25 protein-coding genes are annotated in these 26,262 nt (G+C 62.2%); 10 read left to right on the forward strand and 15 right to left on the reverse strand.

All coding sequences use genetic code 11. From position 1 onward, the window contains the following. The 4 genes from ACRCYW_RS08760 to ACRCYW_RS08775 all read left to right on the forward strand — a co-directional run bounded on the left by ACRCYW_RS08760 (nt 1) and on the right by ACRCYW_RS08775 (nt 5,153). Nucleotides 1-420: an ion channel gene (locus ACRCYW_RS08760; RefSeq protein ID WP_438549720.1), complete on the forward strand. Its 420-nt coding sequence runs from the start codon at nt 1-3 to the stop codon at nt 418-420. A gap of 150 nt (nt 421-570) precedes the next feature. Continuing rightward, the gene (locus ACRCYW_RS08765) at nt 571-3,507 is read left to right on the forward strand and encodes a sensor domain-containing phosphodiesterase (protein ID WP_438549721.1); all 2,937 of its coding nucleotides are present in this window, start codon (nt 571-573) and stop codon (nt 3,505-3,507) included. A gap of 76 nt (nt 3,508-3,583) precedes the next feature. Further along, entirely contained in the window at nt 3,584-4,429 is an 846-nt protein-coding gene (gene pflA / locus ACRCYW_RS08770; RefSeq protein WP_438549722.1) for a pyruvate formate lyase 1-activating protein, read from the forward strand. An 82-nt stretch (nt 4,430-4,511) separates the two neighbouring features. Continuing rightward, complete coding sequence (locus ACRCYW_RS08775) at nt 4,512-5,153, forward strand: energy-coupling factor ABC transporter permease (protein ID WP_438549723.1); 642 nt, start codon at nt 4,512-4,514, stop codon at nt 5,151-5,153. A gap of 72 nt (nt 5,154-5,225) precedes the next feature. On the opposite strand, the gene ACRCYW_RS08780 is transcribed toward ACRCYW_RS08775, so the two are convergent. From ACRCYW_RS08780 to ACRCYW_RS08795, 4 genes are all read right to left on the reverse strand, one after another. Continuing rightward, nucleotides 5,226-5,918 (reverse strand): ABC transporter permease, encoded by a 693-nt coding sequence (locus ACRCYW_RS08780; protein ID WP_438549724.1) that lies wholly within the window; start codon nt 5,916-5,918, stop codon nt 5,226-5,228. Between the two features lie 3 nt (nt 5,919-5,921). Next, nucleotides 5,922-6,662, reverse strand: coding sequence for an ABC transporter permease (locus ACRCYW_RS08785; RefSeq protein ID WP_438549725.1), 741 nt, complete (start codon nt 6,660-6,662; stop codon nt 5,922-5,924). A gap of 225 nt (nt 6,663-6,887) precedes the next feature. Continuing rightward, nucleotides 6,888-7,661: an ABC transporter substrate-binding protein gene (locus ACRCYW_RS08790; RefSeq protein ID WP_100859508.1), complete on the reverse strand. Its 774-nt coding sequence runs from the start codon at nt 7,659-7,661 to the stop codon at nt 6,888-6,890. A 64-nt stretch (nt 7,662-7,725) separates the two neighbouring features. Beyond that, complete coding sequence (locus ACRCYW_RS08795; RefSeq protein ID WP_438549726.1) at nt 7,726-8,496, reverse strand: ABC transporter ATP-binding protein; 771 nt, start codon at nt 8,494-8,496, stop codon at nt 7,726-7,728. A 533-nt stretch (nt 8,497-9,029) separates the two neighbouring features. On the opposite strand from ACRCYW_RS08795, the gene ACRCYW_RS08800 reads away from it, so the two are divergent. Next, nucleotides 9,030-9,932 carry a lysine exporter LysO family protein gene (locus tag ACRCYW_RS08800; RefSeq protein ID WP_438549727.1) on the forward strand — a complete coding sequence of 301 codons (903 nt, stop codon included), beginning with the start codon at nt 9,030-9,032 and terminating at the stop codon, nt 9,930-9,932. Nucleotides 9,933-10,034: 102 nt separating this feature from the next. On the opposite strand, the gene iadA is transcribed toward ACRCYW_RS08800, so the two are convergent. Further along, nucleotides 10,035-11,165 (reverse strand): beta-aspartyl-peptidase, encoded by a 1,131-nt coding sequence (iadA, locus tag ACRCYW_RS08805; RefSeq protein ID WP_438549728.1) that lies wholly within the window; start codon nt 11,163-11,165, stop codon nt 10,035-10,037. Nucleotides 11,166-11,324: 159 nt separating this feature from the next. Here iadA and ACRCYW_RS08810 point away from each other — a divergent pair, with 159 nt between their 5' ends. Next, the gene (locus ACRCYW_RS08810; protein WP_438549729.1) at nt 11,325-11,930 is read left to right on the forward strand and encodes an ACP phosphodiesterase; all 606 of its coding nucleotides are present in this window, start codon (nt 11,325-11,327) and stop codon (nt 11,928-11,930) included. A 39-nt stretch (nt 11,931-11,969) separates the two neighbouring features. Here ACRCYW_RS08810 and ACRCYW_RS08815 read toward each other — a convergent pair whose 3' ends face one another. From ACRCYW_RS08815 to arsC, 3 genes are all read right to left on the reverse strand, one after another. Continuing rightward, nucleotides 11,970-13,031, reverse strand: coding sequence for a linear amide C-N hydrolase (locus ACRCYW_RS08815; RefSeq protein WP_438549730.1), 1,062 nt, complete (start codon nt 13,029-13,031; stop codon nt 11,970-11,972). Between the two features lie 224 nt (nt 13,032-13,255). Continuing rightward, on the reverse strand, nt 13,256-13,636 hold the full coding sequence (locus ACRCYW_RS08820) for a DUF2069 domain-containing protein (protein WP_438549731.1): 381 nt from the start codon (nt 13,634-13,636) through the stop codon (nt 13,256-13,258). After that, nucleotides 13,633-13,983, reverse strand: coding sequence for an arsenate reductase (glutaredoxin) (gene arsC / locus ACRCYW_RS08825; protein WP_438549732.1), 351 nt, complete (start codon nt 13,981-13,983; stop codon nt 13,633-13,635). Before arsC ends, ACRCYW_RS08820 begins: the two co-directional genes overlap by 4 nt. An 84-nt stretch (nt 13,984-14,067) precedes the next feature. Here arsC and ACRCYW_RS08830 point away from each other — a divergent pair, with 84 nt between their 5' ends. Continuing rightward, complete coding sequence (locus ACRCYW_RS08830) at nt 14,068-14,517, forward strand: TlpA disulfide reductase family protein (RefSeq protein ID WP_438549733.1); 450 nt, start codon at nt 14,068-14,070, stop codon at nt 14,515-14,517. Between the two features lie 82 nt (nt 14,518-14,599). Here ACRCYW_RS08830 and ACRCYW_RS08835 read toward each other — a convergent pair whose 3' ends face one another. Beyond that, a complete protein-coding gene (locus tag ACRCYW_RS08835; RefSeq protein ID WP_438549734.1) occupies nt 14,600-16,054 on the reverse strand; it encodes a beta-barrel assembly-enhancing protease in 1,455 nt (484 codons plus the stop codon). Nucleotides 16,055-16,158: 104 nt separating this feature from the next. Here ACRCYW_RS08835 and ACRCYW_RS08840 point away from each other — a divergent pair, with 104 nt between their 5' ends. The 3 genes from ACRCYW_RS08840 to ACRCYW_RS08850 all read left to right on the forward strand — a co-directional run bounded on the left by ACRCYW_RS08840 (nt 16,159) and on the right by ACRCYW_RS08850 (nt 18,630). Beyond that, a complete protein-coding gene (locus tag ACRCYW_RS08840; RefSeq protein ID WP_438549735.1) occupies nt 16,159-16,425 on the forward strand; it encodes a sulfurtransferase TusA family protein in 267 nt (88 codons plus the stop codon). A 69-nt stretch (nt 16,426-16,494) separates the two neighbouring features. After that, a complete protein-coding gene (locus tag ACRCYW_RS08845; protein ID WP_438549736.1) occupies nt 16,495-17,565 on the forward strand; it encodes an AI-2E family transporter in 1,071 nt (356 codons plus the stop codon). A gap of 255 nt (nt 17,566-17,820) precedes the next feature. Continuing rightward, nucleotides 17,821-18,630 carry a MipA/OmpV family protein gene (locus ACRCYW_RS08850; RefSeq protein ID WP_438549737.1) on the forward strand — a complete coding sequence of 270 codons (810 nt, stop codon included), beginning with the start codon at nt 17,821-17,823 and terminating at the stop codon, nt 18,628-18,630. 82 nt (nt 18,631-18,712) lie between these two features. On the opposite strand, the gene ACRCYW_RS08855 is transcribed toward ACRCYW_RS08850, so the two are convergent. The 6 genes from ACRCYW_RS08855 to yejK all read right to left on the reverse strand — a co-directional run bounded on the left by ACRCYW_RS08855 (nt 18,713) and on the right by yejK (nt 26,198). After that, the gene (locus tag ACRCYW_RS08855) at nt 18,713-19,513 is read right to left on the reverse strand and encodes an alpha/beta fold hydrolase (protein WP_438549738.1); all 801 of its coding nucleotides are present in this window, start codon (nt 19,511-19,513) and stop codon (nt 18,713-18,715) included. Between the two features lie 223 nt (nt 19,514-19,736). Then, complete coding sequence (locus tag ACRCYW_RS08860) at nt 19,737-20,873, reverse strand: ABC transporter ATP-binding protein (protein WP_438549739.1); 1,137 nt, start codon at nt 20,871-20,873, stop codon at nt 19,737-19,739. Between the two features lie 62 nt (nt 20,874-20,935). Beyond that, a complete protein-coding gene (malG, locus tag ACRCYW_RS08865) occupies nt 20,936-21,826 on the reverse strand; it encodes a maltose ABC transporter permease MalG (protein WP_438549740.1) in 891 nt (296 codons plus the stop codon). 12 nt (nt 21,827-21,838) lie between these two features. Further along, the gene (gene malF / locus ACRCYW_RS08870; RefSeq protein ID WP_438549741.1) at nt 21,839-23,491 is read right to left on the reverse strand and encodes a maltose ABC transporter permease MalF; all 1,653 of its coding nucleotides are present in this window, start codon (nt 23,489-23,491) and stop codon (nt 21,839-21,841) included. Between the two features lie 75 nt (nt 23,492-23,566). Beyond that, complete coding sequence (gene malE, locus ACRCYW_RS08875; RefSeq protein ID WP_438549742.1) at nt 23,567-24,748, reverse strand: maltose/maltodextrin ABC transporter substrate-binding protein MalE; 1,182 nt, start codon at nt 24,746-24,748, stop codon at nt 23,567-23,569. A 394-nt stretch (nt 24,749-25,142) separates the two neighbouring features. Continuing rightward, the gene (gene yejK / locus ACRCYW_RS08880) at nt 25,143-26,198 is read right to left on the reverse strand and encodes a nucleoid-associated protein YejK (protein WP_438549743.1); all 1,056 of its coding nucleotides are present in this window, start codon (nt 26,196-26,198) and stop codon (nt 25,143-25,145) included. Nucleotides 26,199-26,262: the final 64 nt, after the last annotated feature.

Raw genomic sequence — 26,262 nt, forward strand, 5'->3', positions numbered from 1 at the left:
ATGTTCACGATCTTTCTGGTCGGGATCCCGGTGATCCTGGCCAACATGCTGCTGCAGTCCCTGGTGTCGGTTTGGTGTATCCGCTTCTATCTCAAGCGTTTCGGCGAGCGGGAGGGGATCCTCGCCGGGGTGCTAGCGCTCTTTGGCATCATCACCCTGGTGATGCTGGGCAACCTGGCCCAGATCGCCATCTGGGGGGCCCTCTTCCTCTGGCTCGGAGAGTTCTCCACCCTGCAGGAGGCCGTCTATCACTCCGGGGTCAACTTCGCCACCCTGGGCTATGGCGACATCGTCATGAGCCCGCAGTGGAAACTGCTGGGCCCGCTGGAGGCGGTCAACGGCGCCCTGATGATAGGCCTCTCCGGCGCCTGCATGCTGGCGGTGCTGCAGCACCATGTCCGCAAGCAATTTCCCAGATAGCGCGAAGTGGCAGGGACGCCCCTCTCCCCCTGATTTGCAACCCCGCCAGGGCGCAGAGTGCGCCCTGCATCACGCCAACAAAATGTTGTTTGGCACGGTTTTGCAGTATTCTTGCCATCCGACAGTTTCCCAACAGGACAGTGCCCGTTCATGTCGTCTACCGCGCTCAGTCACCTCCCCTCGGCCAGCCAGGCGCCGCTGTTCTTTCGCCTGGACACCCGCAGCCAGCGGCTGGTGGCCCTGACCGATGTGATGCAGACGCCCCTTCACTGGCTCGATGAGCCCAGAGAGGACTGGCCAACCCAGTTGCCCGAGGCCTTGCGCCTGCCCATCGAACAGCGGCTCGCCAGCGGCCAGGGCGGCAGACTCTTGCTTCGTTTTGCGGATCTTCAGTGGAACATTTCCCTGTCCCATGAACAGGATGCCTTCTGGCTCATCTGTCTGCAGACCCAGCGCCAGGACAGTGTGGCGAGCCTCGCCCTGCAGTTGCCACGCCTGAGCCAGATGGCAAGCCAACAGCAATATGCCCCCATGCTGGAGAGCCTCAAGGAGTGCCTCGGCGCCGATCGCCTCATCCTCTGGCATTACCAGGCCAACGGCCCCCTCGGCAGCGAGCAGCTGACCCCTGTCTTTACCCTGGGGGTGGATACCCTGGCCCCCATCCGGGGGGACAGTCGCTACATCCGTGCCCTGCGCACCCGTGGCGCCCTGAGCTTCTCCGAGGCCGCCCACCAGCCCATGCTGGGGCAGCATTACTATCTGGGGGAGGCCCACGTCAGCTCTCGCCTGGATGGCGCCCTGCTGGAGCAGGAGAAGCTCATCGGCGTCCTCAGCCTCGAATACCAGGAATCGACCCTGATAGGCGAAGAGGCGCTGCAACTGGTGCGCCACTGCGCCCAGCTGCTCGGCCACTGGCAACCCGAGCCGGTGACGGCGGATACTCCCCTCCTCACCCCGCCAGCGGATATCGCCCTCAAGACGGGCCACGACTATTGCCGGGCCCTGCTCCACTGGGCCATGGGCATCAGCGGCGCCCGCATCGGCTGGCTCGCCGAGTTCCAGCCCCGCGGCCAGGATCTCTGGATCATTCCGCGCTGCACCCTGGACGGGGAGACCTTCTCCACCGTCAAACCCCTGCGGCTGGAGGCCGGCCCCGGGCTCGAGATCTTCCGCCACGGCCAATCCCTCTACATCGACGATCTGCCCCTGCGCTACCCGCAGGCCGAGCAGCTCAACGCCCTCAAGGCCAAGGGTTACATCGGCATCCCCCTCTCGACTCAGCCCGGCGTGCCCTTCGGCCAGCTCACCCTGCTGCTCGATGAGCCCATCGCGGATCCCACCCCCGTCCTCGATATTCTGAGCGGCCAGCGGGAGCGGGCCGCCGTCGAGCTGCAGCGCCTCGCCACCGACCAGGCCCTGCGCCTGGCCGAGGTGGCCTTCAATACCCACGATGGCCTGCTGGTGATGGATCAGGACGGCATCATCCTCAAGGTCAACGACTCCTTCACCCGTGTCACCGGGTTCGAAGGGGACGAGATGCTGGGCCTGCACATCACCAGGCTGCGGCCGACCTATTATGGGGACAGCCTGAAAGCGGATGTCACCACAGCCGTCAACAACGAGGGCTTCTGGCTGGGGGAGGAGCAGTGCCTGCACAAGAGCGGGCACCTCTTCCCGGTGCGGCTCATGGTGACCGGGGTCAAGGAGGAGGGAGAGATCAGCCACTTCGTCTGCAGCTTCCACGACATCAGCAGGGAGAAGGAGACGGCTCACCACATCGAGCGCCTGGCCTATTACGACGATCTCTGCGATCTCTACAACAGGCGCAGCCTGAACGACATCATGCAGCGCATCCTGCAACATCCGACGGGGCAATGGGGCGCCCTGCTGCTGCTGGATCTGGACAACTTCAAGTCCGTCAACGACTCCCTCGGCCACGCCTGCGGCGATCTGCTGCTCCAGGCCGTGGTGGTCAGACTCAAGTCCCTGCCCCAGGAGAATCTGGTGCTGGCCCGCACCTCGGGGGATGAATTCGCCCTGCTGTTCACCGCGCTCGGCCAAGGCTATGTGACCGCCAAGATCCTGGCGGAGCACTTCGCCCGGGAGCTGATGGGCATGTTCCGCAACCCCTTCGATGTGGGGGACCACAAGCTGCACTGCAGCGCCTCCGTGGGGATCAGCCTCTTCTGCGATGAAGACAAGGATCACCTCGTCCTGATGCAGCAGGCCGACACCGCGGCCCACATGGCCAAACGGGCCGGCCAGGGCAACTATGTCTTCTTCAGCGAGGCCATGGCGGAGAAGGAGAAGAGCAAGCTGGCCCTGAACAATCAGCTGAGGGACGCCCTTCGCAACAACGAGCTGGTGCTGCACTACCAGCCCCAGTACAGAGTCGACAATGGCAGCCTCTCCGGGGTCGAGGCCCTGGTACGCTGGCAGAAGAGCGATGGCACCATGGTGCCGCCCGGCGACTTCATCCCCGTTGCCGAGGAGACCACCCTCATCCAGGAGATTGGCTATTGGGTGATGAAGACCGCATGCGCCCAGTACAGCTTCTGGCTCAACAGCGGCCTCGCCATTCCTCACCTGTCGGTCAACGTCAGCGCCCGCCAGTTCCACACCACAGGCTTCGTGCAGCAGGTAGAGTACATATTGCGCGACACCGGCGTGCCCCCCTGCCGCCTGCTGCTGGAGGTGACCGAATCAGTGGTGCTGGAGAACCGGCTGGAGAGCATAGCCAGGATCCGCCAGCTCAAGGAACTGGGCATCCTCATCTCCATCGATGACTTCGGCACCGGCTACTCTTCTCTCGCCTATTTGCGCGATCTGCCCGCCGATGAGGTCAAACTGGATAGGAGCTTCATCCAGACACTGGTTCACAGCGAACAGGACAGGGCCATCGTCAAGGCCATCCTGGATCTGGCCCGGGTGTTTCGCTTCACGGTGACCGCCGAAGGGGTGGAAGATCAGGAGCAGCTCGATGTGCTAAAACAGCTGGGATGCCAGCACTATCAAGGCTTCCTGACCAGTCGGCCCCTGCCGGTCAAGGCGCTGGAGAGCCTGCTTGGCGCCAGGCCCATGGGCTAAACATGTAGGATTTATAGGGCTTTTTGTAATAAAATAACGACCTGCTCGCCCCCAGCACGAATTATTGGAGTCGTCTATGTCAGTCACTAACCGGATCCCTGCCGTTGAAACCTCAGCCCCTGCCGGCAGCAAGGGCACCCAGCGGATCCCTGCCGTCACCACCGGTGACGCCAGCAGCACCGACGTTATTGGCCGTATCCATTCCGTTGAAACCTGCGGCACCGTCGATGGCCCCGGCATCCGCTTCATCGTGTTCATGCAAGGCTGCCTGATGCGCTGCAAGTATTGCCATAACCGGGACACCTGGGACACCCAGGGTGGTCGCGAGGTGACGGTGCCCGAGCTGATGAAGGATCTCACCAGCTACCGCCACTTCATGAATGCCTCGGGCGGCGGCGTCACCGCCTCCGGCGGGGAAGCCATGCTGCAGCAGGAGTTCATCGCCGATCTGTTCAGCGCCTGCAAGGCGCAGGGGATCCATACCTGCCTCGACACCAACGGTTTCGTGCGCCACTACGACGAACTGCTCGATCGGGTGCTGGACAACACGGACCTGGTGCTGCTCGACATCAAGCAGATAAACGACGAGAAGCATATCCCCCTCACCCACGTCAGCAACAAGTACACCCTGGAGTTCGCCCGCTATCTGGCGGCCAGGGGTCAGACCATGTGGATCCGCTACGTGGTGGTCCCCACCTGGTCCGACGATGACGAGAGTGCCGAGGGCCTCGGCCAGTTCATCGCCGAGCTGGGGGATTGCGTGGAGAAGGTGGAGCTGCTGCCCTATCACGAGCTCGGCAAACACAAGTGGGACGTACTGGGCGATCACTACGACCTCACCGGGATCAAGCCTCCCAGCAAGGAGACCATGGACAGGGTCCAGGCCATCCTTGGCAAGTACCACCCCAACGTCAAATATTGATGGCAAAGGGCTGACCCTCTCGGGTCGGCCCTTTTTCTTCAGCCGCACCACTCCCTTTTCGTGACAGGCCAAGGACGCTGCCATGACCGACGGACAAGTCGCCGCTCTCCTGCTCTGGCTGGTACTGCTCGCCTTCAGCCTGAACGGCCCCTTGCTGCGCACCCTCCATGCCAACCCCCTCTATCAGCACCTCTGCCTCGGGGGCGCCATCGCCCTGGTGCCGCTGTGGATCTTGCGAGCCGGTCTGCACGAGGGGCTGGAGATCCATTTTCTCGGCCTCACCAGCCTGACCCTGCTGCTGGGCTGGCGCCTCGCCCTGCTGGCCCCCAGCCTCACCCTGCTGATCCTCGGCTACTTCGGCGTCACGGATCTGGCGGACTTCGGCTGGCAGGCGCTGATCGGCATCGCCCTGCCGGTCGCCACCAGCTGGCTGCTGTTTCTGGCGAGCTGGGCCTGGCTGCCCCGCCATCTATTCGTTTACCTGTTCGTGGCCGCCTTCCTCGGCGGGGCGATCGCCATCTCGGTCAAGATCCTCGCCAGCGCCCTCTGGATGGGGCTGGATGGCCGCTACAGCTGGCAGACCATCGGCAACGACTATCTCTCCATCTGGCCGCTGCTGCTCTTCCCCGAGGCACTGCTCAACGGCATGGCCATGACCCTCCTCGCCGTCTATCGCCCCCACTGGGTCAACACCTTCTTCGACCGGGAATATCTGGGGCGCTGATGCCGGATCGGGGAGGAATAAACAACAAAGCCCGCAATCGCGGGCTTTGTTGTTTCTGGCATGTCTGCTTGTTCACACGCTGCGGGGGCGCAGGTGGGCGTGCCAGCGAGCTTCCCATTTCTTGAACAGCCAGACGATGACGAAGGTCAGCAACATGTAGAGCAGGCCCGCAGTCAGGAAGGCCTCGAACGGGCTGTAGTAGCGGGAGTTGATGATCCGCGCCGCGCCGGTCAAGTCGACTATGGTGACTATCCCCGCCACCGCCGAGCCCTGCAGCATGAAGATCACCTCGTTGCTGTAGGCGGGCAGCGCACGACGGAAGGAGTTTGGCAAGATGATCCGCGTGAGAGTCTGCCAGCGGGTCATGCCGAAGGCGCTGGCGGCCTCTATCTGCCCCTTGGGCATGTTCATCACGGCGCCGCGCACGATTTCGGCGGTGTAGGCACCGGTGTTCAGGGTGAACGCCAGCAGGGCGCAGAACCAGGCCTGGGCAAACAGATCCCAGGCGGCACTGTTTCTCAGCCCCTCCCACTGGGCGGCGCCGTAATAGATGATGAACAGCTGCACCAGCAGCGGGGTGCCGCGAAAGAAGTAGATATAGGCCCAGATCGGCCCCTTGATCAGCCAGTTGCGGCTGTTACGCAAGATGCCAAGCGGCACCGCCAGCGCCAGCCCGAGAGCGAGGGAGGCGGCCACCAGCAGCACCGTGGTGTAGAGCCCCTGCCAATAGGTGGGCCACTCTTTGAGGATGATTGAGAAGTCCATGGCTTACCTCGTTTTGATGGCGTAGTGACGTTCGGCCCACTTGAGCGCCGAGGTGGAGACGGCGGTGAAGACCAGGAAGATCAGCGCCACAGCCATGTAGAAGGTGAAGGGCAGCTGGGTCGACCCCGCCGCCAGGGACGCCTTGCGCACCATGTCATCGAGTCCGATGATGGAGACCAGGGCCGTGGTCTTGAGCAGCACCAGCCAGTTGTTGCCAAACCCCGGCAGGGCGTGACGCATCATCTGGGGGAAGAGGATCCGCACAAAGACCTGGCGGGCCCGCATGCCGAAGGCGCGAGCGGCCTCCAGCTCCCCCTTGTCCACCGCCAGAATGGCGCCGCGGAAGGTTTCGGTCATGTAGGCCCCGAAGATGAAGCCTATGGTGGCGACCCCGGCCGCGAACGGGCTGATGTCGATGTAATCCGGCAGCAGTGAGACCCACTCCTGGTTCGGATTGCTCGCCAGCAGGTAGTTGTTGTAGGTCTCGTTGACCCAGGTGCAGAAGTTATTGATGAGCACCTGGCCGCCGAAGAACAGCAGCATCATCAGCACCAGATCCGGAATGCCGCGAATGAGGGTGGTATAGCCCGCGGCGACACCCCGCGCCCAGCGGTAGGGGGAGAGTTTTGCCAGCGCCCCCAGCATGCCGAGCAGCAGTGCCAGCAGCAGGGAGGCGAGCGCCACCTCCAGGGTGACCCAGGCCCCCTCCAGCAGGGAGGCCTCGTATCCTTTCAAGTCAAACATATGCGGCTCCATCGCCATTGAGTGGACTCAATAAGCAGCTTCATATCCTTGTCAGATCCATGTCATGCCGCCCGTCACGCTGTTGCCGACGGACATGCACTTTCAAATCAACCAGATACAGCTTCGTTGCAATCAAGTAGGCCCGTCACTCCCGGCGGGAGCCAACGGGCCTGATGACGACTGGCGGCAGCCCCCGTTGGCGAGGGCACACCACCGGGGTGGTCCTTATTCGCCGTAGACGTCGAAGTCGAAGTACTTGTCGTTGATGGCCTTGTACTTGCCGTTGGCACGCAGGGCCAGGATGGCGGCGTTGAATTTCTCTTTCAGATCCTTGTCGGCCTTGCGCACCGCGATGCCGGCACCCTCACCAAACCACTTGGGATCGGTCAGTTTCGGGCCGACGAACTCGAACGCATCGCCCCCCTCTTTCTTGAGCAGGCCGTCGCTGATGGCGGCGGAGTCGGCCATCACGTAGTCAACCCGGCCGGATTTCAGATCGAGATAGGCCTCGTCGGCGGTGCCGTAGCGCTTGATGGTGGCGTTCGGGAAGTTGTCAGTGATGTAGGTGTCCATGGAGGTGGCGCGCTGCACGGCGATGGTCTTGCCATCCATGAAGGCCTTCTCCAGTTTCACTTCGGTGCCCTTCTTGGCGGCGAAGCGGGCCGGGATATGCTGGTACTTCTGGGTGAAGTCCACCTTCTTCTTGCGCTCTTCGGTGATGTCCATGGTGGCGATGATGGCGTCATACTTGCGCGACAGCAGCGCCGGAATGATGCCGTCCCAGTCCTGCTTGATCAGGGTGCACTTTACCTTCATCTCTTCGCACAGGGCGTTGGCGATGTCGATGTCAAAGCCTTTCACCTCGCCGCTCGGCTCGGTCCAGGAGAAGGGGGGATAGGCACCCTCAACCCCGATCCGCACCTCTTTCCACTCCTTGGCCATCAGGCTGCCGGAAGACAGGGCGGTCACGATGGCAGTCGCCAGCATCAGCTTGTTCATGTATCTCTCCTTGATAAACACGTCGATCGTTGAAAATGCAGCTTGTTGAGAATAGAGCCCGCCATCAATAGATGGAGGAGATGAATTGTTTGAAGCGCTCCGATTTGGGGTGGGCAAAGATCTCCTTGGGGTTGCCCTCCTCCTCCACCCGCCCCTGATGCAGGAACATCACCTTGTTCGACACATCCCGGGCAAATGACATCTCGTGGGTCACCACCAGCATGGTGCGACCCTCTTCGGCCAGCTCGCGCATCAGGCCGAGCACCTCCCCCACGAGCTCGGGATCGAGCGCCGAGGTGGGCTCATCGAACAGCATCACGTCGGGCTCCACCGCCAGGGCGCGGGCAATGGCCGCCCGCTGCTGCTGGCCGCCGGAGAGGTGACCGGGGTAGTAGTCACGGCGCTCCCAGAGCCCCACCCGATTGAGCAGATGTTCCGCCTTGGCGATGGCCTCGGCGCGGGGCACCTTGAGCACCTGGATGGGCACTTCGATGATGTTCTGCATGATGGTCATGTGGGACCAGAGATTGAAGCTCTGAAACACCATGGCCAACCGGCTGCGGATCCGCTCCACCTGACGCATATCCTCCGGCAGTCGTTCACCGGCGCGATTGCTTTTCATGCGGATGAGTTCACCGTGCAGGGAGACGGTGCCGGCGGAGGGGGTTTCCAGTAAATTGATGCAACGCAGAAAAGTCGACTTCCCCGAACCCGAGGAGCCGATCAGGGAGATGACATCCCCCTTGCGGGCGGTCATATCGATGCCCTTGAGCACTTCGTGGGTGCCAAAATACTTGTGCAGATCACGAACTTCCAGTGCGGCGACGTCGCTCATCCATTACAACCTTGTCTGTCCCTAGACGCCTCATTGGGCGTGACTCAACCATCGTCCATTTAACAAAGTGTTAACCGATGGCAACCTCTAGCGAAAATATCACTCAGGTAGTCAAAAAACAATACAGAACCGAGGTATTTGGTGTTTTATCTGTATTTTTATTGGTCAATAACGGTTTTTTCAGCAGTTTGTCTGCATAAAATCCGACTTTTGTCATATGCCGGATACCGCTTTTTTATACCCACAATGCACGAGTAGCAAGAAAATTCCGCTATCAGACCGGGATCATGGCCGGAACAACTTTATTCATCACTCTCATCCCCGTGCGTCAGGCCATTTTTGGGGGATGAAATTGATTTTACTGGCGATGAACTCGCCAAAACATGGCTTCTTTTCCATTCGAGACTACCTATAAATCATAACAATATGGTAAAAAAGCCTCGCATGGGCCATTCAAACCCCTGGATTTGTGACGCTTGTGCAATAAGAAGTGATAGTGTGTCGTTTTTCCCAGTTTTGTGACCGAGGCCCCAATGTTGCTGAATGTGTTGCTGATCCTGCTGCCGCTCGTGATCGGCTATCTTGTCCCCCTCTCCTCCGCCCGCCTCATCAAGCTGGTCAACCAGTCCCTCGGCAAGATGGTCTACCTCATCCTGTTCCTGATGGGGCTGGGGCTCGCCTATGTGGAGAACCTCGGCACCAACCTGGCGGTGATCTTCAAGGTGGCGGCCGTCATGCTAGGCGCCATCACCGCCTGCAACCTGCTGGCGCTCTGGTGGCTGGACAGGCGCAGCCCCCCCACCCACGAGACCCGCGACGGCAAGATGCCGAGCAAGTTGCACCTGCTGTGGGAGTCATTGCAGCTCTGCTTCGTGGTGCTGGCCGGGGTGGGGCTCGGCCTGCTGGTGGACCTGCGCATCCTGCCCATCGACAAGTTGAGCGAGTGGGCGCTGATGCTGCTGCTGTTGCTCATCGGCATCCAGATGCGCAACTCCGGCATGCGGCTGCGCCAGATCCTGCTCAACCCCTGGGGTATGAAGATAGCCGCCACCGTGATCCTGAGCGGCTGGCTCGGCAGCCTGCTGGCGGCCCAGCTGCTGACCATGCCCTGGAACCATGCCCTGGCGCTCGCCTCCAGCTTCGGCTGGTATTCGCTGTCCGGCATCCTGGTGGCGGACAAGCTGGGGCCCGTGCTGGGTTCCGCCGCCTTCATCAACGATCTCGGCCGCGAGCTCATCGCCATCCTCATCATCCCGGTGTTGATGCGCCGCCACCCCTCGGCCGCCATCGGCTATGGCGGCGCCACCGCCCTGGACTTTACCCTGCCGGTGATCCAGAAGTCCGGCGGCATCCAGGTGGTGCCGGTGGCCATCGTCTCCGGCTTCATTCTGAGCCTGCTCGGCCCCATCCTGATCCTGGGTTTCCTGGCCATCTAAACGCCGCGGCTCCCACGAAGAAGCCCGACCTGAGATCGGGCTTCTTCGTTTTGAACGATCGCGGCCTGTGAGCTGCCGGCGCTTTCTCTGCGACGTCCAACCTCAGGTGCGCCACTGACCGGCGCTCATCACCCGCGTGATGGCGAGCGTCTTTGGATCGACCAGCAACAGATCCGCATCCTGCCCCACTCCTATGCTTCCCTTGCCAGCGAGGCCGAGCGCCCGGGCCGGGTTGGCGGTCACGACGCCGAGGGCGACCTCCAGCGCCACCCCCTTGGCACAGGCCTGCACCAGCTCCTGCCACAGGCTCCCAATCTGGCCGCAGCGCATCTCGATCAACCGCCCCTCGCCATCGAAGCGCGGCAGGCTGGCGTTGGCATCCGAGCTGAAGCTGATGCGATCGGCCGGCACGCCGGCGGCCAGCAATTCCACCAGCGCATCCGCCGCCAACCGCTCGCCATCCTCCAGCAGGTCGGGGAAGCTGGAAGTGGTGAGATCGACCCAGCCCCCCGCCTTGCCCCAATGGATGGCCTCGGCGAACAGCCAGGGGTTGCGGTTGCAGTGGGTGGGATAGAGCTGGCGCAGGGGAATATCCGTCTCATCGCGCAGGGCGCGCAGCGGGGCCAGCGCCCCGCGGCCATCCCCCAGGTGGAAGAAGCTGACCCCGCTCTTGCCCGCGAGCAGGCCCGCCACCCGGGCCTCGCTCACCAGCCGGGCCAGCTCGTCGTGGGTGGGGGCGCTGGATCTGTGATCGCTGATGGCGACCTCCCCCACCCCCAGCACCTCGGGGATCAGCATGATGTCGGACTCCACCGAGCCGGTGAGCGTCTTGACCGGCAGATGGTAGGAGCCTGTGTACATGAAGGCGCTCACCCCGGCGGCGCGAAATTCCCGCACCTTGCCGAGCACCTGGGCCGGGCTGCGGGTCAGGCTGTCGGTGCCGAGTGCCGCCACCAGCGTGGTGACGCCCGCCCGCAGTGCCTCCTCGGCGGCAAGCTCGGGAGTGCGAAAGCCAAAACCCCCTTCCCCGCCACCGCCGGTGATATGGGCCAAGGGATCCACCAACCCGGGCACCAGATAGTGGCCACGGCCATCCACCCGGCTGAGCGGCCAGTTGGCGGGCAGATCCAACCCCTTGCCTATCCAGGCGATGCGGCCATCGGCCACCAGCAGATCCTGCTGGCCAAGAGAGTGGGGGCTGTAGATCTCGGCACCTTCGATCAGGGTCAACATGGGATCACTCCTTGAGAAACATTGCCAGGAAGCCGGCGAGGGACTCCATTAACCCACCTTTGTCGCGCCAGGGGAAGGACTTGAGTCGTTTGCCCATAGGCAAAGCTGCGCGGATCCGCTAGGCTCACCAGCAACCTTCGCTGGTCGATACCCACTCCCATGAATTTTCTGGCCCACCTGCACCTGGCCGCCCACACCCAGAGCTCCCTCACCGGCAACCTGCTGGGGGACTTCGTCAAGGGCTCGCTCCCGAGCGGTCTCGGGCCCGAGCTGGACGAGGGGATCTGGCTGCATCGCAAGATAGATGCCTTCACCGATGCCCACCCGGCGCACAGGGCCGCGGTCGCCCGCTTCGAGCCGCCCTGGCGCCGCTTCGGCGGCATCCTGGTGGACATGCTCTATGACCACTGGCTCTGTCTGCACTGGTCCCGCTACGCCAGCCTCCCCCAGCCCGATTTCCTGCGCCAGAGCTATGGCCGCTTGCTGGCCGATGACGCCTCCTTGCCGGAAGGATTGCCCCTGCCCCTCAAGCGGATGGCGGAGCAGGACTGGATCGCCTCCTATCACCAGAGGGACGGGCTGGCTCAGGCCCTCGATGGCATAGGCCGCCGGCTGCGCCACCCCCTGCCCCTCGGCGCCGCGCTCCTTACCCTGGATACCGAACAGTGGCAGGCCGGTGAGCAGGGCTTCCTGCGTTTCTACCCCGATCTGATGACGTTCAGCGAGCGGCAGCTGGCGGCCTACCGACGGGGCGAGCGCCCATAAAAAAACGCCCCGCGGGGCGTTTTTTTAGTCGATCACGGCTCAGATCGCCGGCTGGAAGACAAACGGCTTGCTCGCCACAAACTTGTCGGCGGTCTCCCCCGCATAGAGCTGGCCCTTGGTCAGAGCCAGCTTCCGTACCTGAGCCCCTTCCCTGAGATCCAGCTTGTCCATGCTCACCCAGAAGGTGTTGGGCAGGTTGGTCAGCTCGAAGAAGTAGCGCCTGTGCTGCTGATCCGCCACGCTGCGCCACAGGGTGGTGGAGATGTTCGGCTGATCCGGGGTGCTGATCCCCATGGGCACGGAGACGTTGCGCATCACGCTCATCACCCCGGCCACCGCCTGCTCCATCTGGTTGGTCTTGGGCAGGGTCTTGATGTAGAAGGAGGCGCGGGCGAAGCGATCCGCCGAGCGGTTGGTGCCGGGCAGCATGATCAGGCCCCCTATCTCCTCCCAGTAGTCGTTGAGGGCCAGCTGCTTGTCGAAGGTGGGGGAGTTGGTCATCACCTGGTAGCCGGGATCGTGATGGATCTGCAGCTTGCCGTTCACATACTGGAAGATGGCCGAGTCGCCGCTCGCATCCGAGAGGGAGAGGTGCAGCTGGGCCGGCCGGCCATCCGGCGTCATGCCGGTCATCACGTAAAATTCATCCTTCGACAGCGCCGTCACCGCCTCGTCCACGGTGGCGAAGTTGTCCAGCACGTACTGGGCCCAGAGGGAGATGGAGAGGGTCTTGCGCTTGTCCCCATCGGTGGGGGTCACATATTGGGATTCGGTCAGGTAGAGCAGGTTCGCCACCAACCCCTTCTCGTTCATGCCATCGGCCGTGCCGGCATCGAATCCCGCCGCCACCACAGAGCCGTAACGTGCCTTCCACTGCAACGATTTGGGGCCGGCGGCCCCGTCCCGGCTGATGCCCCGTGGCAGCGCCCACAGGTTGGTGGGCATGGCGGTACGCCAGTCCATGGTCCGCCCCGTGACGATGAGGCCATCCTCCCCCTGATAGAGGGCGCGGGTGCACGCCTGTGCCGCCCCGCTGACCGAGCAGGCCAGCGCCAGGGTCAATAGGGATTGTCGAAAGAGAGGAGCAAGTGTGATCTTCATAAGGGTCTCGCAGATCTGGCGCCCAGGGGCGGCAGACTCATCAGGTCATCTCGCGGATGACGATCGGGAGCCGACTCGCACAAGGATAGCCAAGCTCCGGCCGATACTTATTTTATCACCCTACCCCTTTAGGGAGTTTCCAGGAGAGTGCCTCTGGGTCAATTGCTGACGGATGCCGCCATCAAAAAACCGGACGCGAGGTCCGGTTTGATGATGCGTAGAGCTCAGCTCTGCTCTTTCTTCTTGCGGATGCTGAGGCCCAGCTCGCGACCGCGCAGGCGGGCATAGTAGATGGTGCCGATGAAGGCGAGACTGGTGAGCACCAGCTCCACCACCGCCAGCCATCGCTCCCCCTCGTCCGTGGTGATGAGCGTCAGGGCGTGCAGGAAATAGGGCATCAACACGAAGTTGCCCCAGGCGTGGGTGTAGGGGTTGCCCTGCACTATGCCCTTGAGGGGGAACAGCAGGGGCACCGTCCAGATCACCGGCAGCAGCCAGGGATTGAGATCCGGGTGGGGGGAGAGCCACAGATGCCACGAGATGACCCAGGCCAGCAGGCCGAAGAAGCCGACCAGGGTCAGCAGACGGGCGAAGCGGGTGCTCACTTGAGGATCTCCAGCACCTGCTCGGGCGGGCGACCGATGCGGGCCTGGCCGTTCCTGATGACGATGGGGCGCTCGATGAGCTTGGGATGCTGGTGCATGGCGGCGATCAGGGCGTCGCCTTCTTGTTCGGCCAGTCCCAGCTCCTTGTAGAGGTCTTCCTTGGTGCGCATCAGCTGGCGCGGATCGCTGAACCCGAGCTGGCTCAGCAGGGTGCGGATCTGCGCCTCGCTTGGCGCCTGTTCCAGATAGAGCACCACATCAGGGGCGATCCCGTTCTGTTCCAGCAGGGCCAGGGTTTCACGGCTCTTTGAGCAGCGCGGATTGTGGTAGATTTGGGTCTCGCTCATGGTAACTCCCTGATATGACAGATGGGACAAGAAACGGCGCTATTGTAGGGGAAACGCAGGATGAGGGTAAGGGCAAGGCGGGAAATGAAACGAATTTGTTGGCTGTTTGTGGCCGGCCTGCTGACGGCCTGTTCGCCGGCCCCCAGCTTTACCGATGGGGCGGGCCAGTCGGTCAGCCTGAGCGACTTTGCCGGCAAGCCGCTGCTGGTGAACTACTTCGCCCCCTGGTGCCCCCCCTGCCTGCGGGAGATGCCGCTGTTGGCGGCCCTGCACCGGGAGGGGCGGATTGGGGTGATCGCCATCAACTACGATCCCGTTACCCCCCCCGAGCTGAGCGAGCTCGCCCGCCAGCACGGGATAGCCGTGCCCCTGCTGATCCCGGAGGATGAGTCTCGCCTCCCCTTCCCCCGCCCCAGCATGCTGCCCACCAGCTATCTGCTCAGCGCCGAGGGCGAGCTGCTGGAGACCCTGGTCGGGGAGCTGGATGCCCAGAAACTCGCCGACCTCAAGGAGCGGGCCGCGGCGCTGCGCTGAGGAGCGCGAAAGCCGCAGCAAAACGGGGTGCACCATCGCTGGTGCACCCCGTTGCATTGACGGCGGCCGAGGGCTTGAGGGATCACCCCTTCAGGCTGTCCAAGTCCTTCTTCGCCCGCTCCAGCTGGGTGATGCGCGCCTCGATGCGGGCCAGGGTCAGCTTGTCTGTGGTGGTGCCGCGGGCCACCACCAGCTCGTCGATGGCCGCCTGATAGTCACCGCGCAGGGAGAGGGTCTCCGCCCGCGCCATGTGCAGGTCCGTCATCCGGCCCGACTTGCGATAGGCGTCCGACAACAGGCTCCAGGCCAGGCTGTTCTCCTCATGCTCGCGGGCATAGGGGTCCAAGATGGCGATGGATTTCTGGTAATTCCCCCCCTCCAGATAGGCGTTGCCGAGGTTGACCACCACCACCTCGTTGTCTGGCATCCGGGTGCGGAAGCGCTCCAGCCGGGCGATGGCCTGGGCGTTGCGCCCCTTGGCGAGATCGATGTCGGTCATGGCGTCGAGCATGAACAAGTCTTCCGGATGGCGCGCCGCCAGCTCCTGCATCAGCTTGTCCGCCTCGTCGGTGCGCTTGAGCTGCAGCAGGGCCAGGGCCTTGCCGTAGAGGGCCGCGTCCTTGAGGGGGTAGTCCCCCTTCTGCAACCGGTTGTCGAAGTAGCTCAGCAGCCCCTGGGGCGTCTCCGTGCCGTAGCGAACCTGGATGCGCACCTTGGCCAGCCAGAAGTCGAGGCTGGGAGGCAGGGTGCGGCGGCCATAGCTGCTGGCACGGGCGCGGGCCTCGCTGATCCGGGTCTCCGGCAGGGGGTGAGTGAGCAGCATCTCCGGCGGCTTGCTGGCGTAACGGTACTCGGCCGCCAGCTTCTGGAAGAAGGTCGCCATCCCCATGGGATCGAAGCCGGCGTCATAGAGCGTCTTCATCCCGATCCGATCCGCCTCGTATTCGTTGTCCCGGGTGTAGTTGATGGCGGACTGCATGGACAGGCCGAGGGTGGTCTGCAGGGCGGCGATACCGGCGGTGGGGTTGATCACCGCGAGCGCGATGGAGCCCACCAGGCCGGCCAGGGTCATGGCGGAGCTGCTGGCCTGGGACTCCATGTATCGGGCTATGTGGCGCTGGGTCACGTGGGTGATTTCGTGGGCCAGCACCGAGGCCAGCTCGCTCTCGCTGTCGGCGTAGAGGAAGAGGCCGGTGTGCACCTTGACCCGGCCCCCCAGGAAGGCGGCCGCGTTGATGCTGGGATCGTTGATGAGGAAGAAGGTAAAGGGGAAGCGCACCCCATCGGCGTTGGTGAGCAGTCGCTGACCCAGATCATCGATGTATTCGCTGAGCACGGGATCGTCGATGATGGGCAAGCCCGCCCGGGCGAATCGCATGAAGGCGTTGCCGTAGCGCACTTCCTGCTCGATGGGCAGGGCCGCTACCCCGGCGGTGCCGATGTCGGGCAGCTGGTTGTTCGCCTGGGCGTGGAAGGTCGCGCTCATCAGGGAGACCAGCAGGGGGAAGGATGCCATCAAGGGGGAAAAGCGGGCCACTTTATCTCTATCTCCATCAGAAAGTGCTCGGGCAGAATACCCTTGCCCATCAAGGCCCACAAGCGTTGTTTCATCCCGCCATCGCGGCCATAATGACGTCCATCATGACTGATGGAGCCCTCCCCGAGATGGAACAGCATTGGGAACAGCTCGACCTGACCCCCTGGCGTTGCCCGGAACCCCTCATCCGGCTCAAGCTCTGGCTGCGTGAGGCTCAAAGCGGCCAGACCCTGCTGATCCTGCTGGCCGACCCCGGCTCCCGGCAGGACATCCCCGCCTGGCTGCGCCGGCAGGGCCACCGGGTACAGCCGTTGCAGGAGACAGAGAGCTGTCTTCGGCTGCGACTCGTGGTCGGCGCCCCATCCCCATGACGCCCTCTCTTTGCACTCCGCCGTCGGGTTCATGCACGATGCATGACCCAGTAATGTAAGGAAGCTCCGATGTTAGAAGTCCTGAAGCGCTGGTACCAGACCCGCTTCTCCGATCCCGATGCGGTCACCCTGTTCCTGCTGCTGGTGTTCTGCTTCGCCGTGCTCTGGCTGTTTGGCGACATCCTGGCGCCGCTACTTGTCGCACTGGTGATGGCCTACCTGCTGGAGTGGCCGGTGAGCCGGCTGCAACGGGCCGGGCTCTCCCGTACCCTGGCCACCAGCCTGGTGGTGCTGCTGTTCATCGCCCTCACCGTCATGGCCTTCCTCGGACTCATTCCGACACTGGTGAGTCAGGGCATCAACCTGGCCAAGGAAGCGCCCTCCATGCTCAACCACGCCCAGGACTATGTGCGCGCCCTGCCGGAGAAGTACCCGGAGATCATCGACGTCAGCCTGGTCGAGACCATCATCGACAACATCCGCCAGCGCATCCTGGCGGGGGGCGAGCAGTTGGTGAGCGCTTCCCTGAGCTCCCTGGTCAACGTGGTCGCCATCCTGGTCTACGCCATCCTGGTGCCCCTGATGGTGTTCTTCATGCTCAAGGACAAACAGGTGCTGATGGGGGGGCTGCGCCGCTTCCTGCCGCGCAACCGCACCCTGGTGAACCGGGTCTGGGTGGAGATGAACGACCAGATCATCAACTACATCCGCGGCAAGGTGATCGAGATCCTCATCGTCGGCATCGCCACTTATGTGCCCTTCGCCCTGATGGGGCTGCGCTACTCGGTGCTGCTGGCGGTGGCGGTGGGCTTCTCCGTGCTCATCCCCTACATAGGGGCGGTGGCGGTGACAGTACCCGTGGCCATGGTGGCCCTGTTTCAGTGGGGGCTGACCCCGGACTTCGCCTGGCTGATGGTGGCCTATCTGGTCATCCAGGGGCTGGATGGCAACCTGCTGGTGCCCCTGCTCTTCTCCGAGGCGGTCAACCTGCACCCTGTGGCCATCATCATCGCCGTGCTGGTGTTTGGCGGCCTCTGGGGCTTCTGGGGGATCTTCTTCGCCATTCCCCTCGCCACCCTGGTCAAGGCGGTGATCAATGCCTGGCCCAAGCGCGAGGAGCTGCCCCGCCCCGCCCCTTGATCCCGGGGCATGATCAGAGAGCGAGAGAGGCCCAGGCCTCTCTCGCTGTTTCTGGCCGGTATTACCTGAAGAACGACCCCATGCAGACGTCATCCCCCCTGAGACAGTTCCCATTGAACACCCTGCCACGATTTTCTGAACCGAAGCTGGCAGCCTTAGGCTATCGGCTTGAATTTAAAATAAAAACAAGCTTCACTGATGGCGTTCCCGGCCCGTGATATCTCCCAGGCCGATCAGACCATGAAGGATCCCGCCATGCCCCCAATTTTCGCCCCTCGTCACGCTTCCCTTGCCGGTCTGGTCACCTTGCTGCTCGCGGCCCCTGCCCGGGCCGAGATCGATCTCGGCTCCCTCGACGTATTCGCCCAGGACAGCCCCACCAGCCCGGTGCCCAAGGGGCTGGTGCTGGGGGGCGCTGTCATCGCAGGCAATGCCCGCTACCAGGGCCAGGACGACACAGCCCTGGCCGTGCCGGGCTTCGTCTACTTCGGCGAGCAGTTCATGTTCCTCGGGGACAGGGCCCGCTACTACTTCCACAAGGATGACAGCTTCGCCGCCTACGCCTATGGCCGGATGCGCTTTGGCAACCTGGATCCCGACGATGCCTCCGAGCTCGCCGGCATGGAGGAGCGAAAATGGGAGCTGGAGGGGGGCGTCGGCGCCAGCCTCATCACCCCTTACGCCCTGCTCAGCACCCGCCTCAGCACGGACGTGACCGGACGCAGCAACGGCCAGGAGCTGCTGCTGTGGGCCGACTTCCCCATCATTCGGGACAAGCTGCTCATCATGCCCGGCATGGGGGTGATGATCCGCAGCAACAAGATGGCTAACTACTACTTCGGCGGCGTCTCCGGCAGCGAGGCCACCGCCCAGCGTCCCGAGTGGGACACGGGCACCACCTTCTCCCCCATGGCGGCCCTCATCACCAGCTACCGCTTCAGCCCCCACTGGATCGGCATGTTTGCCGCCAACTACGAGCTCTACGACAACGATGTGGAGAACAGCCCCATAGTCCAGCACCAGGGGGAGCTCTACGCCGGCTTCGGGGTCGGCTATATCTGGTAAGCGGTTGTTCGTCGCAATCCATTTCAAACAAGAAGGGAGCCCGAGGCTCCCTTCTTCACAATCAGATGGTGGTCGGCACGCCTCAGAGCGCCGCGAGAAACGCCGCCAGCGCCTGGTTGACGAATGCCGGGTTCTCCAGGGTCGAGATATGGCCCGCCGCCGGGATCTCCTTGAAGGGACAGCCGAGGGTCTCGGCCATCAGATAGCCTTCCAGCACGGGGCGCGCCTTGTCCTCGCAGCCTGTCATCACCAGGCTCGGCACTGTGATCTCTTCGAGCCACTCCATGCGATCCTCCCGGGTCACGAAGCTACGCCCCACCGCCACCAGACTGGCCACCTTGGCCGCCGGCCAGCTGGCAAGCCGTCCCTTGAAGCCGTCCATTAACGCCGCATCCGGCTGATGGGCGAAGAACAGGGGCGCCACCTGATCGATGATGGGGGCCGGCAGGCTGCCGACCTGCTCGATGGCGGCCAGCATGGCGAGGTAACGCTCGCAGGTGATCTGGGGCTCCCAGCCGACGAAGGTGTCCATCAGCACCAATCCCTTGAGACGGGTCGGCGCCAGTCTGGCCAGCTCCATGCCCCACATGCCGCCGATGGAGAGGCCGATGAGCACGAACTCCTCGACGCCGAGGGCATCGAGCAGAGCCAGGTGATCCCGGGCCAGGGTGGCCAGGGTGCAGGGGCCCTCCGGCAGCGGGTCGGAATCCCCGTGTCCCCAGAGCTCAGGCACTATGCAGCGGTACTGCCCCTTGAGGGCCTCGATTTGCGGCGCCCACATGGCGCTGTCCCACAGATAGCTGTGACCAAACAACAGGACGGGGCCCTGCCCCTCGTCCAGATAGGCCAGTTGGCGACCCGCTATCTCCATCATTTGCTTCATGTTTTCTCCTGTTGCCGGCAAAGGGGGCGGCAGTGTAGCACGAGGGCTGGGCCTGAGCCTCCCCTCGGGTGAGAGCCAGCGGCCTAGCAAGCAGCAGACGAGCGTTCCGTCCTTCCTCCATGGCCCGGGCATATCTCGCAACCGAGCTCCCAGGCGTCAGGCAATAAAAAGCCGGTCTTTCGACCGGCAAAAAGGCATTGAATAACGGAAAGCCGCTGCGCCATCAGGCGCGGATATATTTGGCCGTGCGCGGGAAGGCCTGCTCCTTGGCGTCGAACAGGTAGCAGGCTTCGGCCGGGATGCCGACGCTGTACTGCTGGCCGGTGGCCACATCGATGTCGGAGCTCGCCTTGACGGTGAAGTCGTGGCCATCCACGTCCATGTAGACGAAGGACTCGGCCCCCAGGTGTTCGGCCACCTGCACCACACCGCTCACCTTGCTGTCGGCATGGGGGTGATCCAGCGGCACCAGGTGCTCGGGACGAATGCCCAGCTCCACCTTGTCGCCGACCACGCCGCGGCGCGCATCCACCCGCACCCGCACGCTGTCACCCGTGGTCAGCTTGACCACGGCCTCCTGCTCGCCGATCTGGGTCAGCTCGCCGCCGAGGAAGTTCATCTTGGGAGAGCCGATGAAGCCCGCCACGAACTTGTTGTCCGGGTTGTGGTAGAGCTCGAGCGGGGTGCCGAACTGCTCCAGGTTGCTCTCGGCCTCGCCCTTGAGGGGGCTCAGCACCACGATGCGGTTGGCCAGGGTCATGGCCTCCACCTGATCGTGGGTCACGTAGATGATGGTGGAGTTGAGCTCCTTGTGCAGCTTGGCGATCTCGATACGCATCTTGACCCGCAGGGCCGCATCCAGGTTCGACAGAGGTTCGTCGAACAGGAACACCTGGGGCTGCTGGACGATGGAGCGACCGATGGCGACCCGCTGGCGCTGACCGCCGGAGAGGGCCTTGGGTTTGCGGTCCAGCAGGGGCTCGAGGCCGAGGATCTCGGCGGCGCGCATCACCCGCTTGTGGATGTTCTCCTTGTCCATCTTCTTGAGCTTGAGACCGAAGGCCATGTTCTCGTAGATGTTCATGTGCGGATAGAGGGCGTAGGACTGGAACACCATGCCCACGTTGCGCTCCACCGGCGGCACGTCGTTCATGTAGCGACCGCCTATGGTCAGCTCGCCGCTGGTGATGTCTTCCAGGCCCGCGATCATCCGCAGCAGGGTGGACTTGCCACAGCCGGACGGGCCGACGAAGACGATGAACTCCCCTTCCTTGATGGCCAGGTTGATGTTGCGCAGGGTGTCCTTGTGGACCGCCGGATCATAGTTCTTGCGAACCTTGTTGAGTACTACTTCAGCCATGTCGAGCTCCGCTCTTGAATCTTTGCAAATCGTGACGACAGGGGGAGAGGCTCCCCCGGCCATTAACCTTTTACGCCACCGGCGGTGAGACCACCCACCAGCCAGCGTTGTGCCAGCAGGAAGACCAGGGTGATGGGGAAGCCTGACAGCACGGCGGCTGCGGCGAAGTCACCCCACAGATAGTTCTGCGGATAGAGGTATTGCTGGGCGCCGACCGCCAGGGTCAGATTGTTCACATCCGACAGCAGGATGGACGCCATGGGCACCTCGGTGATGGAACCGATGAAGGCCAGGATGAAGACCACCGCCAGGATGGGCACCGACAGGGGCAGCAGGATCAGCCTGAATGCCTGCCAGGGGGTGGCCCCGTCGATGGCCGCCGCTTCCTCGAGGGAGGAGTCGATGGTTTCGAAGTAGCCCTTGATGGTCCAGACGTGCAGGGCTATGCCCCCCATGTAGGCCAGGATCAGGCCACCGTGGGTGTTCAGACCCAGCCAGGGGATGTAGTCCCCAATCTTGTTGAACAGCGCATAGATGGCCACCAGGGCCAGCACCGCCGGGAACATCTGGAAGATCAGCATGCCCTGCAAAATGGTGGACTTGCCACGGAAGCGCAGGCGGGCAAACGCATAGGCACAGGTGGTGGAGAGCGTCACTATCATCAGGGCCGTGATGCCCGCCACCTTGATGGAGTTCCACAGCCAGGTCAGCACCGGGAACGGCGGCGGCGTGATGCTGCCATCGGCGTTGGTGATGGACATGCCGAGCGCCAGCTTCCAGTGATCCAGGGTCGGGTTGGAGGGGATGATCTCTCCCACCGCGAAGTTGCCGTTACGGAACGAGATGGCGATGACCATGATCAGCGGGAAGATGATCAGCGCCAGGAAGCCCCACATGACCAGGTGGGTTGCCCACACCCGGTATTTGACTGATTTGGGTTGTACTATTGCCATGTTGAAGCCTCCTTACAGTTGCTTGTCGGCTTTGGACAATTTCAGGTTGAGCAGTGCGAGCGCGCCGACGATCAGGAAGATGGCGGTGGCGATGGCACTGGCCAGACCGTAGTCCTGACCACCCGAGCCCTGGAACGCGATCCGGTAGGTGTAGCTCACCAGCAGGTCGGTGGTCCCGGCCGGCGTGCTCGCCCCTATGATGTCCGGCGCCCCGTTGGTCAACAGCTGGATAAGCACGAAGTTGTTGAAGTTGAAGGCAAAGGATGCGATCAGCAGCGGCGTCAGCGGCTTCATCAACAGCGGCACGGTGATCTTGAAGAAGTTCTGCACCGGACCCGCCCCGTCCATGGCGGACGCCTCGTAGAGATCCTCCGGAATCGCCTTGAGCAGCCCCATGCAGAGGATCATCATGTAGGGGTAGCCGAGCCAGGTGTTGACGATGAGGATCATCGTCTTGGCCAGGAAGGGATTGGTGTACCAGTCCGGCTTGATGCCAAAGGCGGCCTCAAGGAACATGTTGATCTCACCGAAGTTCTGGTTGAACAAGCCCTTGAACACCAGGATGGAGATGAACGCCGGTATGGCATAGGGCAGGATCAGCATGACCCGGTAGAAGCCGCGGCCCCTGACTTGCTCCCACTGCACCAGGCAGGCCAGCACCATGCCGATGGCCAGGGTGAAGGCGACCGAGCAGGCGGAGAAGATCACTGTCCAGACGAAGATCTGCAGGAAGGGAGCCTGGATGCCCGGGTCGGTCACGATACGGGCGAAGTTCTTCCAGCCCACGCTCACCACGAAGCCCGGAGCCAGCCCCTTGCCGACGAAATGACCGTCCGCGTCTATGTACTGGTAGAAGCCGGTGTCGGGGTTGGGCAGCATCAGCTCCCCATTCTGGTTGTCACGCAGCAGGTTGCTGTCTTTCAGCATGACCCCGGACTTGAGCACGGCGCCGTCCGTCAGCTGGGTGTAGAGCGGCTTCTGGGCCGCGAACTTGCGCAGGCTGCTCATGGTCAGGTGAACGCTGCCGTCCGGCAACACCAGATCCAGGGCATTCAGGTGACTGCGATGGTCGACGATGGCGCGAATGGGCGCCGCCTGGCCGACGGCTTCCCCGTTGAGGGGTTGCAGCTGCACGACTTGAGGTTCACTCGATGCGCTGCCCTCGCGAACGGCCAGGGTGTGCGCCTTGTTGTTCTGCAGGTGAAGAGGCTGGCTGATGAAGGATTGATCGTCCTGCTGCAACAGCAGTTGGTACTGATTGTTCTCCCCGCCCAGCAGGGTGAAGTCGAACTCGCCCCCCGCCACCTTGTAGATCTTTTTCAGATGGAAATTGCGTGCCTGCTCGAGGGAGAGCAGATTGGTGCCCGAATAGTTGGTGAAGGCGATGCCGATCGTATAGGCAAGAGGGAAGATGATAAACACCACCATGCCAGCCACACCGGGGAAGATATAGCGGTGGGCATAGGTCTTCTTGTTCATGAAGACATACAGCCCGACGGAAACCACCACCAGATCCAGCAGCGCGAATACCCACTCACCGCTGGCATACATCATCACGGCGGCATAGCCGTTGAGGATGGCGACCAGGGCAGCGATGGTCCACTTGAGCCAGGAGTGCTTAGCCTTCGGACCGGCATAGGATTCAATAGAAGGTACTACTTCCATGCCAATTAACCTTTATTACGCCAAGAGAGAGTTGAGAGAGTGGGAGGCCGAGGCGGCCTCCCGGGCAGTGCATGCTTACTGAACGATACGCTTGGCAGCGGTATCCAGGGCTTCGTCAACGCTCTGACGGCCGGAGGTGACGTTCTTGAGGGCAGTTTCGAAGGAGGACCAGAAACGGCTCATCTCAGGCACGGACGGCATCGGCTCGCCATTCTGGGCGTTCTGCATGGTGGCCTTGATGTTGGCATCCGCTTCCAGGGTCTTCTGGAAGGATTTCAGTGCCACGGCACCCAGTGGCTTGTCGGCATTAACCGGCGCCAGACCGGCATCGGTCAGCAGGTAGTTCTCGAGGAACTCGATGGCCAGATCCTTGTTCGGGCTGGCGGCGTTGATGGTCGCGCCCAGCACACCGACGAAGGCCTTGGCCGGCTTGCCGTTCAGGGTCGGCAGCGGGGCTACGCCGTACTTGATGCCGCTCTTGTCCAGGTTGCTCCAGGCCCAGGGACCGTTGATCATCATGGCCACTTCGCCCTTGTTGAACTTGGCATCCATGACACCGTAGTCGATGCCCTTCTCCAGGTGGCCGGACTTGATCATCTCGGAGATGTAGCCCACGCCCGCCTTGGCGCCCGCGTTGTTCACGCCGGTGTCTTTCACATCATAACCGGTGGCGGTCTTCTTGAAGGCGTAACCACCGTTGGCAGCCACCAGGGGATAGCTGAAGTAGGGGGTGTCATAGGCCCACATGATGGCGCGCTTGCCATTTTTCTTCAGATCTTCGTCGATCTTGGCGATCTCTTCGAAGGTCTTCGGCGGGTTCGGCAACAGATCCTTGTTGTAAATCAGGCTGACGGCTTCAACCGCGACCGGATAGCCGTAGGTCTTGCCATCGACGGTCATGGCATCCCAGGCGAACTGCTCGAACTTGGCCTTCTCGGCGGCATTCGGGGTCACGGGAACCAGCAGACCGGCCTTGACCCACTCACCGTAACGGTCGTGAGCCCAGAAGAAGATGTCAGGACCGTTGCCGGTGGCAGCGGCTTGCTGGAATTTCACTTCAACCTGATCCGGGTGAGCCACGGTCACCTTGATGCCGGTCTCGGCTTCGAATTTCTTGCCGACTTCGGCCAGGCCGTTGTAGCCCTTGTCACCGTTGATCCAGATGGTCAGTTGACCTTCATCGATGGCGGCGGTGGCAGAGCAAGCCACGCCAAGGGTAGCCAGACCGATCAGGGATGACAGCAATTTCTTTTTCATGAGCCTTTCCTTGTATGAGTTCCGCGCTGTAAGAGCATTGTGTGCAAGTGAATATTATCCCAAGCCGTTCATGCCTCACATGACACGCCTCGCATTTTTGAAATGCAATTACGTATTTTCTTCCAGAAAGTTCTGAAAACATTTTCTTATTTCGGCTAATACCGGGGGTTTATTCCCTTATTTTTGACTTCATCAAGAAATATAATTACCAATCGGTAATGAAATTACATGAATGAAAGGGGTTTCACCCTCCTGAAAACCCTTTCACATCCTTTATTTTGTTTAATGTGTTAACAAAATACCGAGTCGATTTCGATGTGCGCCAACCCCTTAAATAAAAAGACACCAGGGCGAGCCCTGGTGTCTTTTTGCCAGAAATGAAGCCTGGATCACATTATGACTGGCGCAGCAGCTGATCCTTGAGGTTGGGCGGCACGCCACGGATGGTCAGGGTATCGGTCTGGGGATCGTAAAACACGCGGCTGTTCAACAGCTTCTGCTCGAAACTCAAAGTCAGGCCGCCACCTGAGCCGACGAATTTCGTCAGGCCCCGCAGGGTGGATCTGTCCGCCGGGAAGCGATCCTCCAGCTCGTATTCCTGACCGATGAAGCTATAGAAGTCGAGATCCCCCTCGTCTTTCGCACAGAGCTCGGCCGAAAGCTCTTTTATCTCTATCTCCTCACCGGCGCTCGCCTGCTCGGTGCAATATTTGAAGACCTGCTTCTTGTATTCATTGCGCTCGGCGGGTTCGAGCTGGCGGCTGTCACAATAATCATCCACCGCCTGCAGCAACCCCTTGTTCTGCACCTTGGCATCCATGCCCTCACGGGCACCCAGATAATCCATGAAGAAGTCCCCCAGCTTGCGGCCGACCCGCCCCTTGCTGAAGGTGATATAACGGCGGGAATCGGGCTGGGTCTTCCACTCGGTCAGGTCGATGCGGGCCACCAGGTTGAGCTTGCCGATGTCCAGATACTGGATGTGACGCAGCTCCAGCGCCTCGCTGACGGTGACGCTCTCCTTGCCCTCCAGCAGGGCAATCATCAGATAATCGACCCCCACATAGTTGTATTTCGCAAACAGCAACACCCCTTGCTCCCTCAGGGCATGCTCCACCAGGTGCTTCACCAGCAGCTGGGTCATGGTCACCGAGAAGGGAACGAATTCGGTCTGCTCGCCGAGCAGCTGTTCGAGGGCGATGCGAAACGCGGGAGAAGGCTGCTTGGGGGCCTCCTCCCCTTCCGCCAGCTCGGCGACGGCCGCTTCCGGATCGGCGAAGAAGCCAAAGCCCTTGCCACCCTTGCCGTTATAGATGCGATGCAGTTCAGCCATCAGCCCTTGCACCGCCTCGTCTGCGGGCAGGGTCTGGCTGCGGGTGTCGGCGTGGGGTTGACCATCGCCGCCCTGGCGCAGGGAGTGAAGGATGATCTTGTCGATATCGAGACTCATGTCACAAAGCCATAGTGTTAGCCGAAAGGGTGAAGTATTATAAGGCGCTTTGAACCGAGATGAA

The organism is Aeromonas sp., assembly GCF_051657805.1.
GTDB lineage: Bacteria > Pseudomonadota > Gammaproteobacteria > Enterobacterales > Aeromonadaceae > Aeromonas.